We start from the raw sequence: 16,378 nt of genomic DNA on the forward strand, positions 1-16,378 counted from the left end.
CCGCGCACGGCCCGATCTCTCAGGTCGCTGACATCACGGTGCAGGGGTGAAGGTGAGCACCAGCACTGGCCGGTACGTCGCGTTCGGAGCCTCGGAGGACCACAGGCGGATGTTGTCCAGACCGGCGCTGGAGATCCGCAGCGTCTGCGTCGTGCCCAGCACAACCGATAGACCAGTCGCCGACAGCGACGCGGTGTACGCCGTGTTCGTGCTCGGCGCCGCGCCCAGTGACCCCAGCAGTGCGCCTTCGCTGGTCGGACGGTTGTTCCACGTCACGCTCGCCTCCGACCAGGAGCCGGACACGAGGTTGATCGCGTGCGAGTCCGCCGACGACGCCGTCGGATCCGTCGAGGTGCGTACCCGCAGTTCCGCCCCCGAGAGCACCGTGCCGGCCGGGGCGGAAGGCAGATCGACCAACAGGAACGACTCGATCGGCGATGCGTTGCCACCGCCACGAGAGGACAACTGGGTGTCGGTGCCGAAATTCGTCCCGGGGATGATGCCGTAGACCATCGCATCCGCCGCGACCGGCACGGTCACCGTCATCGGCTCCACCGATCCGGCCACGGTTGCCGAGACCTCGGCCGAGGCACCGCTGGCGTTTCCGGCGGCATCCACCGCGACCACCCGGTAGTACCAGGTGCCCGCCGGCCGATCGGCATCCGTGAACGCAGTCGACGCCGCATCCGCGATCTTCGACGAGGCCGACACCGCGAACCCGGCTGCGGCGCCGCGGTGCACCTGGTACCCGACGACACCGACGTCATCCGTCGACGCCGTCCACGACAGGCCCACGTCCGCGCCCGACACCGACGCGCTCACACCGGTCGGCACCGACGGGGCCGACTGATCTTCCACCGGAACGGTGCCGGGGGTGAAGGTGAGCACCAGCACCGGCCGATAGGAGGCGTTCGCGGCCTCGGAGGACCACAGGCGCAGACTGTCGGCTCCGCTGCTGGAGAACCGCAGCGTCTGATGCGTGCCCAGCGCCCCGGCCAGCACGTTCGGCGACAGCGACGCCGAATACGCGGTGTTCGTCGCCGGAGTCGCCCCCAGTGCGCCGAGCATGGAACCCGCCGAGGTCGGGCGATTCGCCCAGGTCACCGACGACTCCGACCATGCGTCCGAGATCAGGTGCACGACATGCAGGTCCGTCGACGTCGCCGTCGGATCCGTCGAGGTGCGAACTCGCAGCTCAGCGCCCGTCAGCGCCGTCCCGGCCGGCGCGGAGGGCAAGTCGAACGACAGGAACGACTCGATCGGCGAAGAGCCGCCGCGCGAGGACAGCTGCGTGTCGGAACCGAAGTTCGTGCTCGGAAGAACACCGAACACCATCGCATCCTCCACCACGGGCACGTTCACCGTCACCGGCTCGCCCGAACCCGTGACCGCTGCCGAGACCTCAGCCGAGGCACCGCTGGCGTTCCCGGCGGCATCCACCGCGACCACCCGGTAGAACCAGGTGCCCACCGGCCGATCAGCATCCGTGAACGACGTCCCCGTCACATCCGCGACCTTCGACGACGTCGACACCGCGAACCCGGCACTCGAGCCACGATGCACCTGGTACCCGACGACACCGACGTCATCCGTCGACGCCGTCCACGACACCACCACGCTGGCGCCCACAGCCGACGCGCTCGCGTTGGAAGGCACCGACGGCGCCGTCACATCTGCCACCGGGCCGCTGCCCGGTGTGAAGGTGAGTACCAGCACAGGCCGGTACGTCGTGTTCGGCGCCTCCGACGACCACAGCCGAAGGTTGTCGGCCCCGGTGCTGGAGATCCGCAGCGTCTGCGTCGTGCCCAGCACACCCGACAGACCAGTCGCCGACAGCGACGCGGTGTACGGCGTGTTGGTCGCCGGGGCTGCGCCCAGCGCTCCCAGCAGCGCACCCTCACTGGTCGGACGGTTGTTCCACGTCACGCCCGACTCCGACCACGCACCGGATACGAGATGGATCTGATGCATGTCCGTCGACGTCGCGGTCGGATCCGTCGAGGTGCGAACCCGCAGCTCGGCGCCCGTCAGCGCCGTCCCGGCCGGAGCAGTAGGCAGCTCCACCGACAGGAACGACTGGATCGGCGACGCAGTGCCGCCGCGCGAAGACAACTGACTGTCGGAACCGAAATTGGTCGTCGGGATGATGCCGTACACCATCGCATCCTCCACCACGGGCACGTTCACCGTCACAGGCTCGCCCGAACCCGTGACCGCTGCCGAGACCTCAGCCGAGGCACCGCTGGCGTTCCCGGCGGCATCCACCGCGACCACCCGGTAGAACCAGGTGCCCACCGGCCGATCAGCATCCGTGAACGACGTCCCCGTCACATCCGCGACCTTCGACGACGTCGACACCGCGAACCCGGCACTCGAGCCACGATGCACCTGGTACCCGACAACGCCGACGTCATCCGTCGACGCCGTCCACGACAGGCCCACATCGGCACCCGACACCGACGCGCTCACACCCGACGGAGCCGACGGAGCCGATACATCCGCGACAATCGCCTGTGCGGCGTCCGAGGCGGGGCCGGCGTTTCCGGCGGCATCGACGGCGACGACCTTGTAGAACCAGATGCCGCTCGGTGCGGCATCCACGTACGGCGCATCGGCCACCTCGGCGACCCGGTTCGCGGACGAGACCGTGAAGTCGGCTGCCGATCCGCGGTGCACGCGGTACCCGGTGACGGCGACGTCATCGTCGGCGGGCTGCCATCCGACGGTCACCCCGGACTGACCCGGCTGTGCCACCACCCCGGTCACCTGTGTGGGGGCCGACGTGTCGGCCACCGACACCTGCGCGGCATCCGAGGGAAGGCTGGTGTTCCCCGCTCCGTCGAATGCGACCACCTTGTAGAACCAGGTGCCCGCGGGAAGTGCGCTCTCCTGCGCAGACAGTCCGGTGACCTCGGTCACCAGCAACTCAGCCGAGACCTCGAAATCGGCCACCGCACCGCGGTACAGACGGTATCCGGCCACACCGACATCATCGGTGGACTCCGTCCACGTCACGGTCGCGATCGACCCGTTCAGATCGGCGGCCACATCCGTCGGGGCGGTCGGCCCGGAAGCATCCGCCACCACCGCTTCTGCGGAGTCCGATGGCGCGCTGACATTGCCGGCCGCGTCGATGGCTGCCACACGGTAATACCACGTGCCGGCCGTACGCCCGCTATCGACGTACGCAGGGTCGGTCACCGTCGCCAACAGCGAACTCGCCGTCGGCGTGAAGTCGGCTGTGGACCCGCGATGCACCTGGTATCCGGTGACGCCGACATCGTCCGTCGAGACGGACCAGGTGAGCGAGACATCGGATCCGTCGACAGCTGCCACCAGGCCATTCGGGGTCGACGGCGCCGTGTCATCGATGTCGAGCACCTCGACGGATGCCTCATTCGACGCCCCGCTGGCATTACCCGCGGCATCAAGCGCGACGACCAGGTAGTGCCACTCCCCCGGCTCCACCTCCATGTCGGCGTAGCCCGCCTCGCTCGAGGTGCCGATCAGGGTCGCCTCCGACGGCGTGAAGCCGGCTGTCGCGCTGCGGTGCACCTCGTAGCCGGTCACGGCGACGTCGTCCGACGACGGCGACCAGCTCAGCTGCACGTTCTGCCCGGCAGCCGAAGCCGCCAGATCCGCCGGAGCCGAGGGCGCCGTCGTGTCTGGCACGACCACCTGGGCTTGGTCGGATGCAGGCGAGGTGTTCCCGGCCGCGTCGACGGCGACCACACGGTAGAACCACGCTCCCGCCGTCACCGTATCGTCGACGTACGTCGTTCCGGTCACGTCCGCGATCTTCGTCGCCGCCGAGACGGTGAAGTCCGCCGTCTGGGCACGGTGCACCTGGTAGCCGGTGACGCCCACATCATCCGTGGAATCGCTCCACGACAGGCTCGCCGCACCGTCGTCGAGAACCGCCATCACCGTCGGTGTGCTGGGTGCGGTGACATCCGGCACCGTCACCTGCGCGGCATCCGAGGCTGCCGAGGCGTTGCCGGTCGGGTCCACGGCGACGACGCGGTAGAACACCTCGCCCGCCGGCTGATCGGCATCCGTGTACGACGTCGATGTGCTCTCGCCGATCCTCGTCGCCGCCGACGCTTCGAAATCAGCGCTCGCGCCGCGGTGGATCTCGTAGTGCTCCACCGCGACGTCGTCGCTCGCAGCCGTCCAGCTCAGCGACACGTCATTGCCGGACGTGGTGCCCGCCAGGTCCGTGGGCACCGTGGGCGCGGTCACATCGGCGACGGTGGCCGAGGCCACCTCAGAAGCCGGGCTGCCGTTGCCTGCCTCGTCCACGGCGACGATCCGGTAGTACCAGGTGCCGGGCGTCACGTCCGAATCGGTGTACGAGGTCGTCGTGACCCGCGCGATCTTCGCGGTCTCGTCGACGGTGAAGTCCGCAGCGATGCCGCGATACACGTCGTAGCCGGTCACACCGAGGTCATCGTCGGACGCCGTCCAGGTGACCGTGATCTCCGGGTCGCCGCCGGTCACCGCGCTGACGTCACTCGGCGTCGTCGGAGCGGTCACGTCGGGCACGACCGCCTCGACGGACTGCGACGGGTCACTCATATTCCCGGCCACGTCCACAGCGACGATCCGGTAGTAGACGGTCGAGGCCGGCCGGTCGACGTCGGTGAACGATGCGTCGTTCACCGATGCGATCATGGTCGCGGCCGACGGTGTGAAGTCAGCGGAATCGCCGCGATGCACCTCGTAAGAGGTCACGCCGACGTCATCCGTCGACGCCGTCCAGGTGAGGCCGACCGCGGAGCCGTCGACCACGGCGACCAGCCCGTCGGGCACGCTCGGCGCAGTCGTATCAGGCACATTGACGCCGATGGCATCGGACGGTTCGCCGGCCTTCTCACCGGGGCCGACCGCGACGACGCGATAGTACGTCTCGCCAGGCGTCACGGAGGCATCGGTGAATGCCGTCTCCTGCGTGGTGCCGACCAGCGTCTCCTCCGAGACGGCGAAGTCGGGCTCGGAGCTGCGGTACACGCGGTACTCCTGCACGCCGAAGCCGCTCTCTGCCGTGGACCAGCTCAACTGCACACCGTGGCCTGCCGGAGCGGCCTCGACCTGCGCCGGTACGCCGGGCGCTGCGGCGTTCGCGATGCCCAGAGCGTAGTGCGCCGCAACGGTGGCCGCCGGCAGCGACTGCGAATACACGGCGAACTCATCGATCGTCCCCGCGAAGTAGTCGCTGGAGGGCCGGTCGGGCCACGAGGAGAGGTTGCCTCCGCCCACGCGCCAGTACCCGTCGCCGGACTCCGCACCCGTCACGTCGTTCTGAGCAACCTGTTCGCCGTCGACGAAGAGCGCGCGCCCTGTGCTGTCGATCACGGCGGCGACATGGTGCCAGACACCGTCGTTGTACGCGTCGGCCGATGTGATGACCTCGGCGTGGCCGATGTACGAGCTCCACACCAGGCGGCCGTCATCGGCCATGTACAGGTGCTTGTCGTAGGAGGTGCCGTTGCCGGTTCGGGTGTTCTCGAAGCCGAAGATCTTCCCGCCGGCATTCGTGGTGGTCTTGAACCATGCCTCTGCGGTGAAGACCGCACTGGGCGACATGCTCTGCGAGGTCGCGACAGTGCCGTTCGAGGTTCCCGAAGTGGTCACAGCCGTGTTGCCCGGCAGAACCCCCGTCACACCGCGCTCAGTGCCGTTGCTGTATGTGCCGGGTCGCATCGCGAACAGCGACGAGTCCACAGCGGGCCCGCTGGTGTCATCGAAACGCCAGTACAGATCGGGGTCGGCGTTGAACACGGCCGCACCGTACTGGTCGGTCGGAGCGGTGTTCGTTCCCAGCGACCGTCCGGATGCCTGGTAAAGCCGTGCCACGTCGAAGCTTCCGAGAGCGGTGGGGTACACCGCGATCTCATCGATGAGCCCCGAGAAGAAGTTGCTGGACGGTCGGCTGGGCCAGGAGTTGAGCTGGTCGCCGCCGACCCGCCACACGCCCCAGTAGTCCTGTGCAGCGGTCACGCCGTTCGACGCGACCGAGACACCGTCCACATACAGGCGCATGCCACTGGGCCCCTGCGTGCCGACGACATAGTGCCACTGCCCGTCGTTGAGGGCTGTGGGCGAGGTGATCGTCACTGTCGATCCGGTGTAGACACCGAACAGCACCCGGCCGTTGTTGGCCATGTACAGGTGCCGGTCGTAGCTGCCGCTCAGCCGCGAGGCGTTCGTGCCGGTGTTGGGCTGTCCGTTGCCGAAGCCGATGATCTTGCCGCCACGGTTCGTGGTGGTCTTGATCCACGCCGACACGGTGTAATTCGTCGGCCCGGGGCGCAGCTGATCGCTGCGGATGTAGTCGTTGCTGCCGTCGAAGCTGAACGCGGTCGTGTTGTTCGGAACGGCACTGTCCGCAGTCGTCTGCGCGGCTCCGTCCATGAGCAGGCCGTTGAATCCGTCCGGCCTGGACGTGTCGGATGCCGAGTCCACGACCCACGAGCCCACGGCTGCGCCCGTCCACGCCGAGTTCGGGTGCAGCGCGCGGACAGCGCTGCCGTAGTCGGCTGTCGCCGCGATGGCGACCGCCGAGCTGGGTGCCGACTGTCCCGAGGTGTTGGTTCCATCGGATGCCGTGACCCGGTATGTGTAGTTCGTGCCGGGGGTCACGTTCGAGTCCACGAACGTCACCTGAGGGCGCTCCCACCACAGCGACCTCGCTGTCCCCTGCCAGATCGGGCCCGACGTGCCAGAGCGGTAGACGCTGTAGGTGAGGGTGTCGTCATCGGAGTCGACCACAGTGCGGAAGTGCACCTGGATCGTGCCGTCGCTGGTGGCCTCGGCACTGACGATCGGGATCGGCGGAGCACCGACGTCGTCGGGGCCGAAGCGGGTGAGGCCCTGCTGGTCGTGACCGTTGATGCGCGTGAACTCGCCACCCGACCAGAGGTAGTCCTTGCCAGTCGTCTTCCCGGTGACAACGGTCAGTCCGCGCGGGCCGATGCCCTCGCCGATGCCGTCGTTGCCGAGCGGCAACCAGCCGAGGAACTCCATGGTGTCGGCGTTCTGAGCGTTGAAGTAGCGACGGATGCCGTCGGGGAACGCGTTGATGCCGGCGCAGTCGTGGTGGTGGCTGGCGGAGTAGATGGTCCCGTTGCGTACGAGCAGGTCCTGCACGGCACCCAGGCAGGTGTCGCGCCAGATCTGGTCTCCGGTGTCCCAGCTGAACGCCGCCTTGCCGTCGAAGACGCCGCCGCCGGTGCCCTCGTTGCCGATGTAGAAGCGCCCGTCACCGCCGTCGACGATCGTCTTCGTGACCGAGGTGTCCGGGAAGAATCCCGATGGATAGGTGCGCAGCACATCTCCGCCGGCGCCGTTCGGGCCTGTGGCAGCGGTGACCATCGCGATCGAATGCGAGTAGACGCCGTTGATCTCGAACAGGTCGCCCCCGACGACCACCTTGGTCCCGTCGGGCGACACCTGCACGGCCCGCGCCTGCGCGACCTCCGGGGGCAGGTTCGTGCGGGTGCGTACAGCATCCGCACGCCAGTCCAACAGTGCTCCGGTCGTGGCGTTGAAGGCCGCGAACGCGCGCCGCTGAGCCGAGCCGACGGTGTTGAACAGACCTCCGGCGTAGAGCGTGTCGCCGTGGATCGCGAGCGCTGTCACCGTGGAGCTGGGCAACGGTGCACGGAACGGCAGCACGGTGCAGTCGACGATGTTCAGCGCCGCGATGCGTGCCACGTTCACACCGCCGACATTGGAGAAGTTCCCGCCGATGTACACGACCGAGCCGTCCGGACTCGCCTGCACGGCGCGCACCGTCGGGGTGCCGCCCGACAGGCTCATGCTGAACTGGCACTGATCGGGCGCACCGGTCTCGCCGTCCAGGATGATCAGCGCGTTCTGCGATCGCGGTGTGCCTGGCTGGCCCGTCGGTGGGCGCACCTGCGAGAAGGTGCCGCCGGCGACGACCTTGCCCTGGGCGGCATCGATCCCCCAGACCGTGCCGTTCGTCTGCCAGGTCGGCAGATCGTCGGCGCTGAAGTCGATGCCTGGCGACAGCGCGGCAGCGGGCGGCGGTGCCTGCACGACGAGCAGGGCGGAAACAACTGCTGCGACCGCAAGAGCGGACGTCAATATACGTGCGCGCACGATTCCCCAGAATGCCAAGTCGCCTTTGACAGCGATCCCCAGTGTGGTCCGCGTTGCCGCGGAGAGATGCTCTCCCACAAGCACCAAGTCGTTAGACTCTCACGCAACATACACCAACAACTCTCTCCGGCGCCAGTGTCGGTGCGAGATCCACCGGCGCATCACCGGGACCATCACGCGTCTCACCACGATCAGCACGAATAGCGGGAGAAGCCACATGACATTCATCGAGGCGCTGCGGTCGCTGCGCCGGGCGCAGAAATCCAGCAAGGGCGTATCGCTGTACTCGCGCTGGCTGAACCGTCCACTGGGCCGGGTGCTCGCCGCCGGCGCTGCGAGCATCGGGATCGGACCGAACGCGGTGACCCTGGTCTCGTCGGCTGTGACCGCCGCCGCACTCGTGGTGCTGATCATCTCGCCGATCACGGCGATCAGCGGTGTCGCCGTCGCCGCGCTCCTGGTGCTCGGATTCGCCCTCGACTCGGCCGATGGGCAGGTGGCGCGCCTGACCGGCACCAGCTCACCGGCCGGTGAATGGCTCGACCATGTGGTGGATGCGGGCAAGATGGTGGCCGTCCACGCCGCCGTGCTCATCGCGCTGTGGCGGGACGGTGCAGAACCCGGCTGGTTCGCCGTTGCACTGGCCTACCAGTTCGTCTCGGTGGTGTTCTTCGCCGCCCTGACGCTGTTCTCGCTGCTGCACCGCGGCGATCGGGCTCCTGCGGCCGCTGCCACGCCGTCCACGCTGCGTGCCGTGGCGCTGCTGCCGGCGGACTACGGCATCCTGGCGCTCGCCTTCGTACTGTGGGGCTGGCAGCCGGTCTTCCTCATCGCCTACGCGCTGCTGTTCGCCGCGACGACGGTCATCGCCGCAGCGCTGAGCATCAAATGGTTCCGTGCACTGTCGAGCGCACAGGGCTGAGGCCGTTCAGATCGCGGCCTCGATCGTCTCGTCGAGTTCGGGAAGGTAGACATCCGTGGTCGAACCGATGGTGCGGTCGAACCATCGACCCGACATCGCCGTCTTGAATCGAGCGGGGACACCGGCCCAGAGCCCCTGCTCGCTGCGCTCGGCAGCTGTCAGAACGGATCCGGCAGCCAGCACCGATCGTGCGGGCAGCTCACCGCCTCCGAGCAGAAGGCACCTCGCGCCGACGAAAGAGCGCTCGCCGATCACGACCGGATATGCGGACTGGGCGTTCCTGGACAGATCGATGCTGTGAGTCAGCACCTGCGACCCGAACCCCGCGAGCGCGGAGTAGGCGCCGACCAGGAGCGACCCGGAGCAGTCGATCCCGTGCCGGCTGGTCACGTAGGAGTGCTCGCCGAGCACCAGACGCGCCCCCTTGCAACCGCGCATAGGCCGCATGCGCAGTGATGATGTTGTTCTTCCCGATGGTCGCGCGCTCGGCCAGCCGAACCTCCTTCATCCCCTTGAGCAGATTCCATCTGCCGATCCGCGAGCGCGGAGCCAATTGGATCGTTCTCACCTTCCAGACCAGGTTCGACCTCGCGATGGCGCTGGGCGCGACGCGATGCCCGAGCATCGACAGCAGCCTGTTCTTCACCCGGCACGCCGGCAGCAGCCACAGCACCAGCAGCATCAGATCCCTCATCATGACCCCTTTCCTTCCGGTGGATGCAGAACGCCGCGCATCACGACCACGGCGATCACCAGTTCATACGCAGCGCGAGCGGCCAGCCCCGTCAGCACTCCGGCGAAAGCGCCGACCAGGCCGAACAGCAGTGCCCCGCCGACCACCAGCGGCAATCCGATCACCGCACTGAGCACGGTGCCTCTCGCCACGACATCCAGCCGGTCCAGCGAGGCCAGCACAGCACGGGCGAGAATCGACTCCCACACGTTCACTCCGATGAACGCCGACATCAACACGACCACGGCGAACTCAGGCTGCACCTGACCGGCGCCCAGCCAGGAGAACAGCCACGGTGCGACGATCAGCACCGCTGCGGCGAGCACCAGGCTGAACCCGGCGCCCGCCAGCAGCGCCTGCCGAGCCCGGCGCACCGTCACCAGGCGATCACGGCGCGGCACATAGCCCTGCACCACCGCGACCACAGGTCCCAGCGCGACGCTGATCTGGCGCTGCAGTTTGTCGACCAGGGCGTAGGCCGGCTGGATCCCCGGTGCGACCAGCGAGACCAGCACAAGAGGCAGCGCGGAGTACGCCGCCGTTCCCGCCCCCGATCCGACTCCGTTACGCTGCGCGGAGATCACCTGGCGCAGCGATCGGCGCTCCGGTGCGCCGGGCAGGCGCCGTCGCAGCACCCACCACGACGTCACGGCGAAGGCGAGCAGCATGCCTGCGAGCAGGCACAGCGGCCCGGTGATCACGGGAGCGCCGTTGAACAGCAGCACGATTCCGATCCCGGTGCCGGCCACTCGCGGCAGGGTCTCCAACGCGAGGTAGGCGTACGGCCGACGACTGCCGACGAAGAACCAGTCGGAGGTGAAGCCGACGGCCGCGGCAGACAGGCAGCCGGCGACCGCGAGCACCGGATGCGATGGCGCAACCAGCGCCGCGATCACGCAGCCCACGGCCGCGATCGGCACGAAGAGCACCATCCGGGTGCGCAGCGATTCCGCGAATTCGACCTGGGCGCTCAGCGGATCGGCGCGGGCGATCGTGGCGGGTCCGGTGTGTCCCCATCCGAAGTAGATGAGCACTGCGGCGACACCGCCGATGCTCTGCCCGACGGCGATGGAGCCCCACGCGCGGTCGCCGCCGGCCGCGACCATCGCGGGGATGAGCACCAGCGACGACGCGGCCAGCAGCGCCACCGACAATCCGAAGCCGACCAGGCGACTGCCTCCGCGCAGCACTGCAGCGCGAGCTGAGCGCACAGGCGTGCCAGTCACCGCAGTCCCCTTTCGCCGCCCCATTCGGCTTGCACTACACCGTATCCGCTTCGTGCCGCTGGGGACAGAGCACGTGTATCTCTTGCGCCGCGCACCGATTCGCCTAAGATCACAGGTGAGACACGTACGCCGTCATTGTGGGAATGCTGAGGCGTCGTGTGGGGCTGGGGATGGAGATGCCATGCGCAGAATGGCTGTGCGTTCGAGCATGCCGCGCGCGCGCAGGCGCTCGAGCACGCGCGCCGGCAGGCGGCGCGGACCGGTGGCGAAGATCATCGCGGTGGCCGTGATCTCATGCGTGAGCCTGGGGATGGCTGCGTGGGCGCTGTCGTCCCGGGCATCCGATGCTCCCGTGCACAGGCCTGTGGCGGTGTTCCTCGGCGACTCGTACACGGTGGGAGTCGGCAGCGACGGCCCCGACTGGCCGACGACCGTCTCGGCCCAGCTTGGCTGGGATGCCGTCAACCTCGCCGCCGGTGGAACCGGCTACGCCACCGAGGCAGGAATGAAGGGATGTGGCAAGGAGCACTGCGGCACCTATCTGGAGCAGTCGAAGTCGATCGTGGGAGTTCCCGACATCATCGTCATCGCGGGTGGACGCAACGACCGCAGCAGCGTCATCGCCGAGGGCGCACGGAAGCTGTTCACCGCGCTGCGGGCGGAGTATCCGGACACCCGCATCATCGCGCTCTCACCCTGGACCGACGACGACCCGATGAACGAGGTGGTCGAGGCGAAGATTACAGCCGTGCAGAAGGCCGCTGAGAGCGCCGGCATCACCTACGTCGACACCGGACAGCCCTTCGTCGGGCACTCCGACCTGATATCGGCCGACGGCGTGCACCCGAACAGCGCCGGCTACGCGAAGCTGTCGGCGCTGCTGACCCCGATGCTGGCGAAGGCCACCGGCCGCCCCGTCCCCGTCACCACTCCAGAGACGGCCACCGTCCTCACCATCCGCGAAGAGCAGGTGCGCACGGCATTACGTGCCACGAGCTGGCCTGAGCTCACCCCGGCGGCCGACCAGCTCGGCGATGGCGCACTCGTGCCGGAGTGGGTCAAGGATCACTGTCTCGATGTGAGCGACGCCAACGTCGATGCGTGCGCATACGGCGACGCGGATGCCGACGAGACGATCGCGCTGCTCGGCGACGAGCAGGCCATCGGCTACATGCCCACGCTGCGCACGGCATTCCCCGACCGGCGGATCCAGTCGCTGACGCTGCAGCGCTGTCCAGCGGCTGCGGTGCAAGTGCAGACGCGCACTGCATCCGGGCTGTCGCGGTATGCGGAATGCGACGCGCATCGCAGGTGGGTCTCCGAATGGCTGACCGAGCACAAGCCGCAGACCGTGGTCGTCGTCGATACCTGGAACACACCGATGAGGATGACCGCCGACGACACCGTGTCGGCCCTGCGCGAGTACAAGACAGCACTGACCGGGCTGCTCAGTCAGCTCACCGCGCTGGACGCCGAGGTCATCGTGCTCGCCGCCCCTCCGCCGGGATATGCGCTCACAGAATGCCGGACGGCCACCAGCACGCCGTCGGACTGCGTGCGCACAGCACCCCGGGAGTACTCGGACTGGACCCGGATCCTCACGGATGCCGCCTCGCCGTTCAAGACTGCCGACTTCGTGCGATCGGATCGCTGGCTGTGTGCTGCGCGAAGCTGCCCGGCCTTCGTAGACGGCGTCATCACCTTCGCCGATGGCACCCACCTGACCGACGCCGCCGCCCGCGCGTTGGCGCCGCTTCTGGTGCAGGCGACCGCACAGCAATAGAGTTCGAAAAGACAAAGGAGACACAGTGACGAAGCGCGCTCTCATCACCGGCATCACCGGCCAGGACGGCTCATATCTGGCCGAGCTGCTGCTCTCGAAGGGCTACGAGGTGCACGGGATCATCCGACGGGCCTCGACGTTCAACACCGCCCGCATCGACCACCTCTACGTCGATCCGCACGATGAGGATGCCCGGCTCTTCCTGCACTACGGCGACCTGAGCGACGGCACCCGACTGGTCACGCTGCTCGCGCAGATCGACCCCGACGAGGTCTACAACCTGGCTGCGCAGTCACATGTGCGGGTGTCGTTCGACGAGCCCGAGCACACTGCCGACACCACCGGCACCGGCACGATCCGTCTGCTCGAGGCCGTGCGGCTCTCCGGCATCAAGACGCGTTTCTACCAGGCATCCTCCTCGGAGCTGTTCGGAGCCACTCCCCCGCCGCAGAACGAGAACACGCCGTTCTACCCGCGGTCGCCGTACGCGGCCGCGAAGCTGTACAGCTACTGGATCACCAAGAACTACCGCGAGGCGTACGACCTGTTCGCCGTGAACGGCATCCTGTTCAACCACGAGTCGCCCCGCCGCGGCGAGACGTTCGTCACACGTAAGATCACCCGGGCGGTTGCACGCATCCAGGCCGGCCTGCAGAACGACCTGTACCTGGGCAACCTGGAATCGATCCGCGACTGGGGCTATGCCCCGGAGTACGTGGAGGGCATGTGGCGCATGCTTCAGGTCGACGAGCCGACCGACTACGTGCTCGCCACCGGCGTCGGGTACAGCATCAAGGACTTCCTGGAAGCATCCTTCGGTCACGTAGGACTCGACTGGCAGAAGTACGTCAAGTTCGACGAACGCTATCTGCGACCCACTGAGGTGGATGCTCTCATCGGCGATTCGTCGAAGGCGCGGGAGCGGTTGGGCTGGACGCCGACCGTCGACGGAGCCGCCCTGGCAAGGATCATGGTGGACGCCGATGTCGAAGCGCTGGCCTGCGAGGGGCGCCCATGGATCGACAGCGTGGCGGTGCCCTCCTGGGAGCTGGTATGAGCGGCGACGAGGTCTCCTACACGCCCGGCCCGCTGGACCGCGACGCACCGTTCTACGTCGCCGGCCACCGGGGGCTGGTCGGCTCTGCGATCATGCGTCGATTGGAGGCCGACGGGTTCAGCCGCGTCTTCGGAGCCACCTCGGCCGAGCTGGATCTGAAGGATCGTGAAGCGGTATTCGAGCAACTCGGCCGAACGCGACCCCGGTATCTGGTGCTCGCGGCGGCGAAGGTGGGCGGCATCCTCGCCAACAGCACCTACCCGGTCGACTTCCTCAGCGAGAATCTGCGCATCCAGACCAATGTGCTCGACGCGGCTCTGGCCAACGATGTGGAGCGCGTCGTCTTCCTCGGCTCGTCGTGCATCTACCCGAAGCTGGCACCCCAGCCCATCCGCGAGGACGCGCTGCTGACCGGGCACCTGGAGCCGACCAACGATGCCTACGCGATTGCCAAGATCGCCGGAATCCTGCACGTGCAGGCGGTGCGCAGGCAGTACGGCCTGCCGTGGATCTCGGCGATGCCGACGAACCTCTACGGCCCCAACGACAACTTCTCGCGCACCGGTTCGCACGTGCTGCCCGCGCTGATCCGCCGCTACGACGATGCTGCGGCATCCGGAGCCGCGTCCGTCACGAACTGGGGCAGCGGAACGCCGCGACGGGAGTTCCTGCATTCCGATGACATGGCGGATGCCGTGCTGCACCTGCTCGAGAACTACGACGGCGCCGCCCAGGTGAACGTCGGCACCGGCACGGACGCCACCATCCGGGAGATCGCCGAGAAGATCGCCGCCATCACCGGGTTCACCGGCGAGACGGCGTGGGACACCACGAAGCCGGATGGCACCCCGCAGAAGCTGCTCGACGTCTCACTGCTGACCAGCACCGGATGGACCTCCAGCATCGGCCTCGACGAGGGTCTCGAACGCACGGTCGCCTGGTATCGCGATCACAGGGACGAGCTGCGGGAGTAGTCGGGCGGCCCGACGTCATCCGTGTTGCGGCCGGTGATCAGGATCACCGAGAAGATCGTGATCATGAGCGCCCCGGTGGCCTGCAGCAGCGACCCGCGCAGCAGGATGGTCATATACACCGGAAGGATCGCACCGACGATCGCCCAGGTGCCGCCCGTGGCGAATGCCGGGATCGTGCGAGTGTCCATTGCTCGCAGACCGACGCCGAGCGCGATGAAGACGATCACGACGGCGATCAGCCCGCCGTTGACCAGTGCCTCCGCCCACATCGGCGCCGAGAGATTGTCGAAGGAGTAGCCGCGGTAGTCGGCGAGCAGGATGCCGGTGTCGGTCGGCTTGTCGGCCCAGATAGCTCGCGGCACGAAGAACAGCAGGCTTCCCAGCGCCTGCCGGAACGGCACGACCAACCCGTCGATCCAGTACGACAGCGAGTTGGCGATCTGCCAGAACGCATCGTAATCGGGGTTGGACAGGTACTCCTCGAAGAACCCGGCGCGGGTAGCCGTGCTCCCCTCCGTGCGGAACGCGTCGGCGATCGGAAAGATGGCGAGGAAGCCGACGATCCCGGCCAGCATCGTCAGCCTCGCCCTCATCCGCGTCGCCACCGCTCCCCGAACACCGCGAGCGCGAACGCCACCGTGCCGAAGGTGTATCGCGCACTCGCCACCGGGTTGACGATCATCACCAGCACGAGGGCTGTGGCGATCATGCCGCCCAGCGCCCAGCGCCGATTCGCCACGTCGCGCGCCGTGCGACTCAGCTGCGCCAGCCCACCGACCGCGACGAGCAGCGGGTACACCGCTCCTGCGTAGAACATCGCGCGCATCGCCGGGTCGGGCCAGGCAGCCGATCTCGCCGCCAGGGCTCCTCACGGCTGCCGAGCGACCCGGCCAGTCCGATACGCGAGACGAAGTACCCGCCGATCAGCACGCCGGCGATGGCGAGCACCAGGGTGCGGGTGGGATGCACCGGCCGAACCCGGCGCGCAGCCTTCTGACCTGCCCGCACCTCCAGGATCATCCACGCCAGCCGGCCCGCCTCGTAGCAGACCAGGCCCAGAGCGACCACGGATGCCGCAGGCAGATCCATACCGGAATCGACGCCGGGCGTGGTCGTCGAGGTCAGACCGGATCGGATCTGCGCGGTCGGGGCGATTCCCATGAAGATGTAGGTGAAGACCCACAGGAAATAGTCGAACAGCCGCGGGATGCCGCTGACCCAGAGCAGTGACACGCGCACGCCCGCCCACACCATGATGAGCAGCGTGACGATCCAGGCGTCGCTGCGCGGGGATGCCGGAACGTACACCAGCAGTGCGGCGGGAAGCGCCACGGCGAGGGCGGCGATCGACGCGACGAGCAGCACCCAGCGCACCTCGGGGCGCAGATCGCTGCGGAAGGATCCCTTCTCGGAGCCGTGCTCCACCGGCAGGCGTCCGGGACTGCTCGTCATGGAATGGCTCATCTGTGAATCCGATCGAACGGCGTATTCACGGGAGGACTCCCGGCCGCTGCGACTATCATGATATGCGGGGCGGGGCACACAAGCCGGACAAT

Annotated in this window: 10 protein-coding genes; 4 read left to right on the forward strand and 6 right to left on the reverse strand. The window is 67.9% G+C overall.

Going from position 1 to position 16,378, the window contains the following annotated elements; translation table 11 throughout:
* Nucleotides 1-33: 33 nt before the first annotated feature.
* A complete protein-coding gene (locus QUE33_RS08840) occupies nucleotides 34-8,145 on the reverse strand; it encodes a CBM96 family carbohydrate-binding protein (RefSeq protein WP_286299234.1) in 8,112 nt (2,703 codons plus the stop codon).
* Between the two features lie 199 nt (nucleotides 8,146-8,344).
* Here QUE33_RS08840 and QUE33_RS08845 point away from each other — a divergent pair, with 199 nt between their 5' ends.
* Nucleotides 8,345-9,049 (forward strand): CDP-alcohol phosphatidyltransferase family protein, encoded by a 705-nt coding sequence (locus QUE33_RS08845; protein WP_286299238.1) that lies wholly within the window; start codon nucleotides 8,345-8,347, stop codon nucleotides 9,047-9,049.
* Nucleotides 9,050-9,055: 6 nt separating this feature from the next.
* On the opposite strand, the gene QUE33_RS08850 is transcribed toward QUE33_RS08845, so the two are convergent.
* A complete protein-coding gene (locus tag QUE33_RS08850) occupies nucleotides 9,056-9,487 on the reverse strand; it encodes an acyltransferase (protein WP_286299240.1) in 432 nt (143 codons plus the stop codon).
* Between the two features lie 255 nt (nucleotides 9,488-9,742).
* Nucleotides 9,743-11,008, reverse strand: coding sequence for a lipopolysaccharide biosynthesis protein (locus QUE33_RS08855; RefSeq protein ID WP_286299241.1), 1,266 nt, complete (start codon nucleotides 11,006-11,008; stop codon nucleotides 9,743-9,745).
* 262 nt (nucleotides 11,009-11,270) lie between these two features.
* On the opposite strand from QUE33_RS08855, the gene QUE33_RS08860 reads away from it, so the two are divergent.
* From QUE33_RS08860 to QUE33_RS08870, 3 genes are read left to right on the forward strand one after another with little or no spacing between them, the layout of a single operon-like run.
* The gene (locus QUE33_RS08860; protein ID WP_286299243.1) at nucleotides 11,271-12,791 is read left to right on the forward strand and encodes an SGNH hydrolase domain-containing protein; all 1,521 of its coding nucleotides are present in this window, start codon (nucleotides 11,271-11,273) and stop codon (nucleotides 12,789-12,791) included.
* A 25-nt stretch (nucleotides 12,792-12,816) separates the two neighbouring features.
* On the forward strand, nucleotides 12,817-13,848 hold the full coding sequence (gene gmd / locus QUE33_RS08865; protein ID WP_286299246.1) for a GDP-mannose 4,6-dehydratase: 1,032 nt from the start codon (nucleotides 12,817-12,819) through the stop codon (nucleotides 13,846-13,848).
* The gene (locus QUE33_RS08870; protein ID WP_286299248.1) at nucleotides 13,845-14,822 is read left to right on the forward strand and encodes a GDP-L-fucose synthase family protein; all 978 of its coding nucleotides are present in this window, start codon (nucleotides 13,845-13,847) and stop codon (nucleotides 14,820-14,822) included. The genes gmd and QUE33_RS08870 overlap by 4 nt, the downstream gene beginning before the upstream one ends.
* Here QUE33_RS08870 and QUE33_RS08875 read toward each other — a convergent pair.
* Genes QUE33_RS08875 through QUE33_RS08885 form a run of 3 tightly spaced genes read right to left on the reverse strand, consistent with a single transcriptional unit; the run spans nucleotide 14,798 to nucleotide 16,274 of the window.
* Nucleotides 14,798-15,415 (reverse strand): hypothetical protein, encoded by a 618-nt coding sequence (locus tag QUE33_RS08875; protein WP_286299251.1) that lies wholly within the window; start codon nucleotides 15,413-15,415, stop codon nucleotides 14,798-14,800. The genes QUE33_RS08870 and QUE33_RS08875 overlap by 25 nt on opposite strands.
* The gene (locus tag QUE33_RS08880; protein ID WP_286299252.1) at nucleotides 15,412-15,621 is read right to left on the reverse strand and encodes a hypothetical protein; all 210 of its coding nucleotides are present in this window, start codon (nucleotides 15,619-15,621) and stop codon (nucleotides 15,412-15,414) included. Before QUE33_RS08880 ends, QUE33_RS08875 begins: the two co-directional genes overlap by 4 nt.
* The gene (locus tag QUE33_RS08885) at nucleotides 15,579-16,274 is read right to left on the reverse strand and encodes a hypothetical protein (RefSeq protein WP_286299253.1); all 696 of its coding nucleotides are present in this window, start codon (nucleotides 16,272-16,274) and stop codon (nucleotides 15,579-15,581) included. The genes QUE33_RS08880 and QUE33_RS08885 overlap by 43 nt, the downstream gene beginning before the upstream one ends.
* Nucleotides 16,275-16,378 lie beyond the last annotated feature (104 nt).

Origin of the sequence: Microbacterium suwonense, from assembly GCF_030296555.1 — a bacterium.
Classification (GTDB): Bacteria; Actinomycetota; Actinomycetes; order Actinomycetales; family Microbacteriaceae; genus Microbacterium; species Microbacterium suwonense.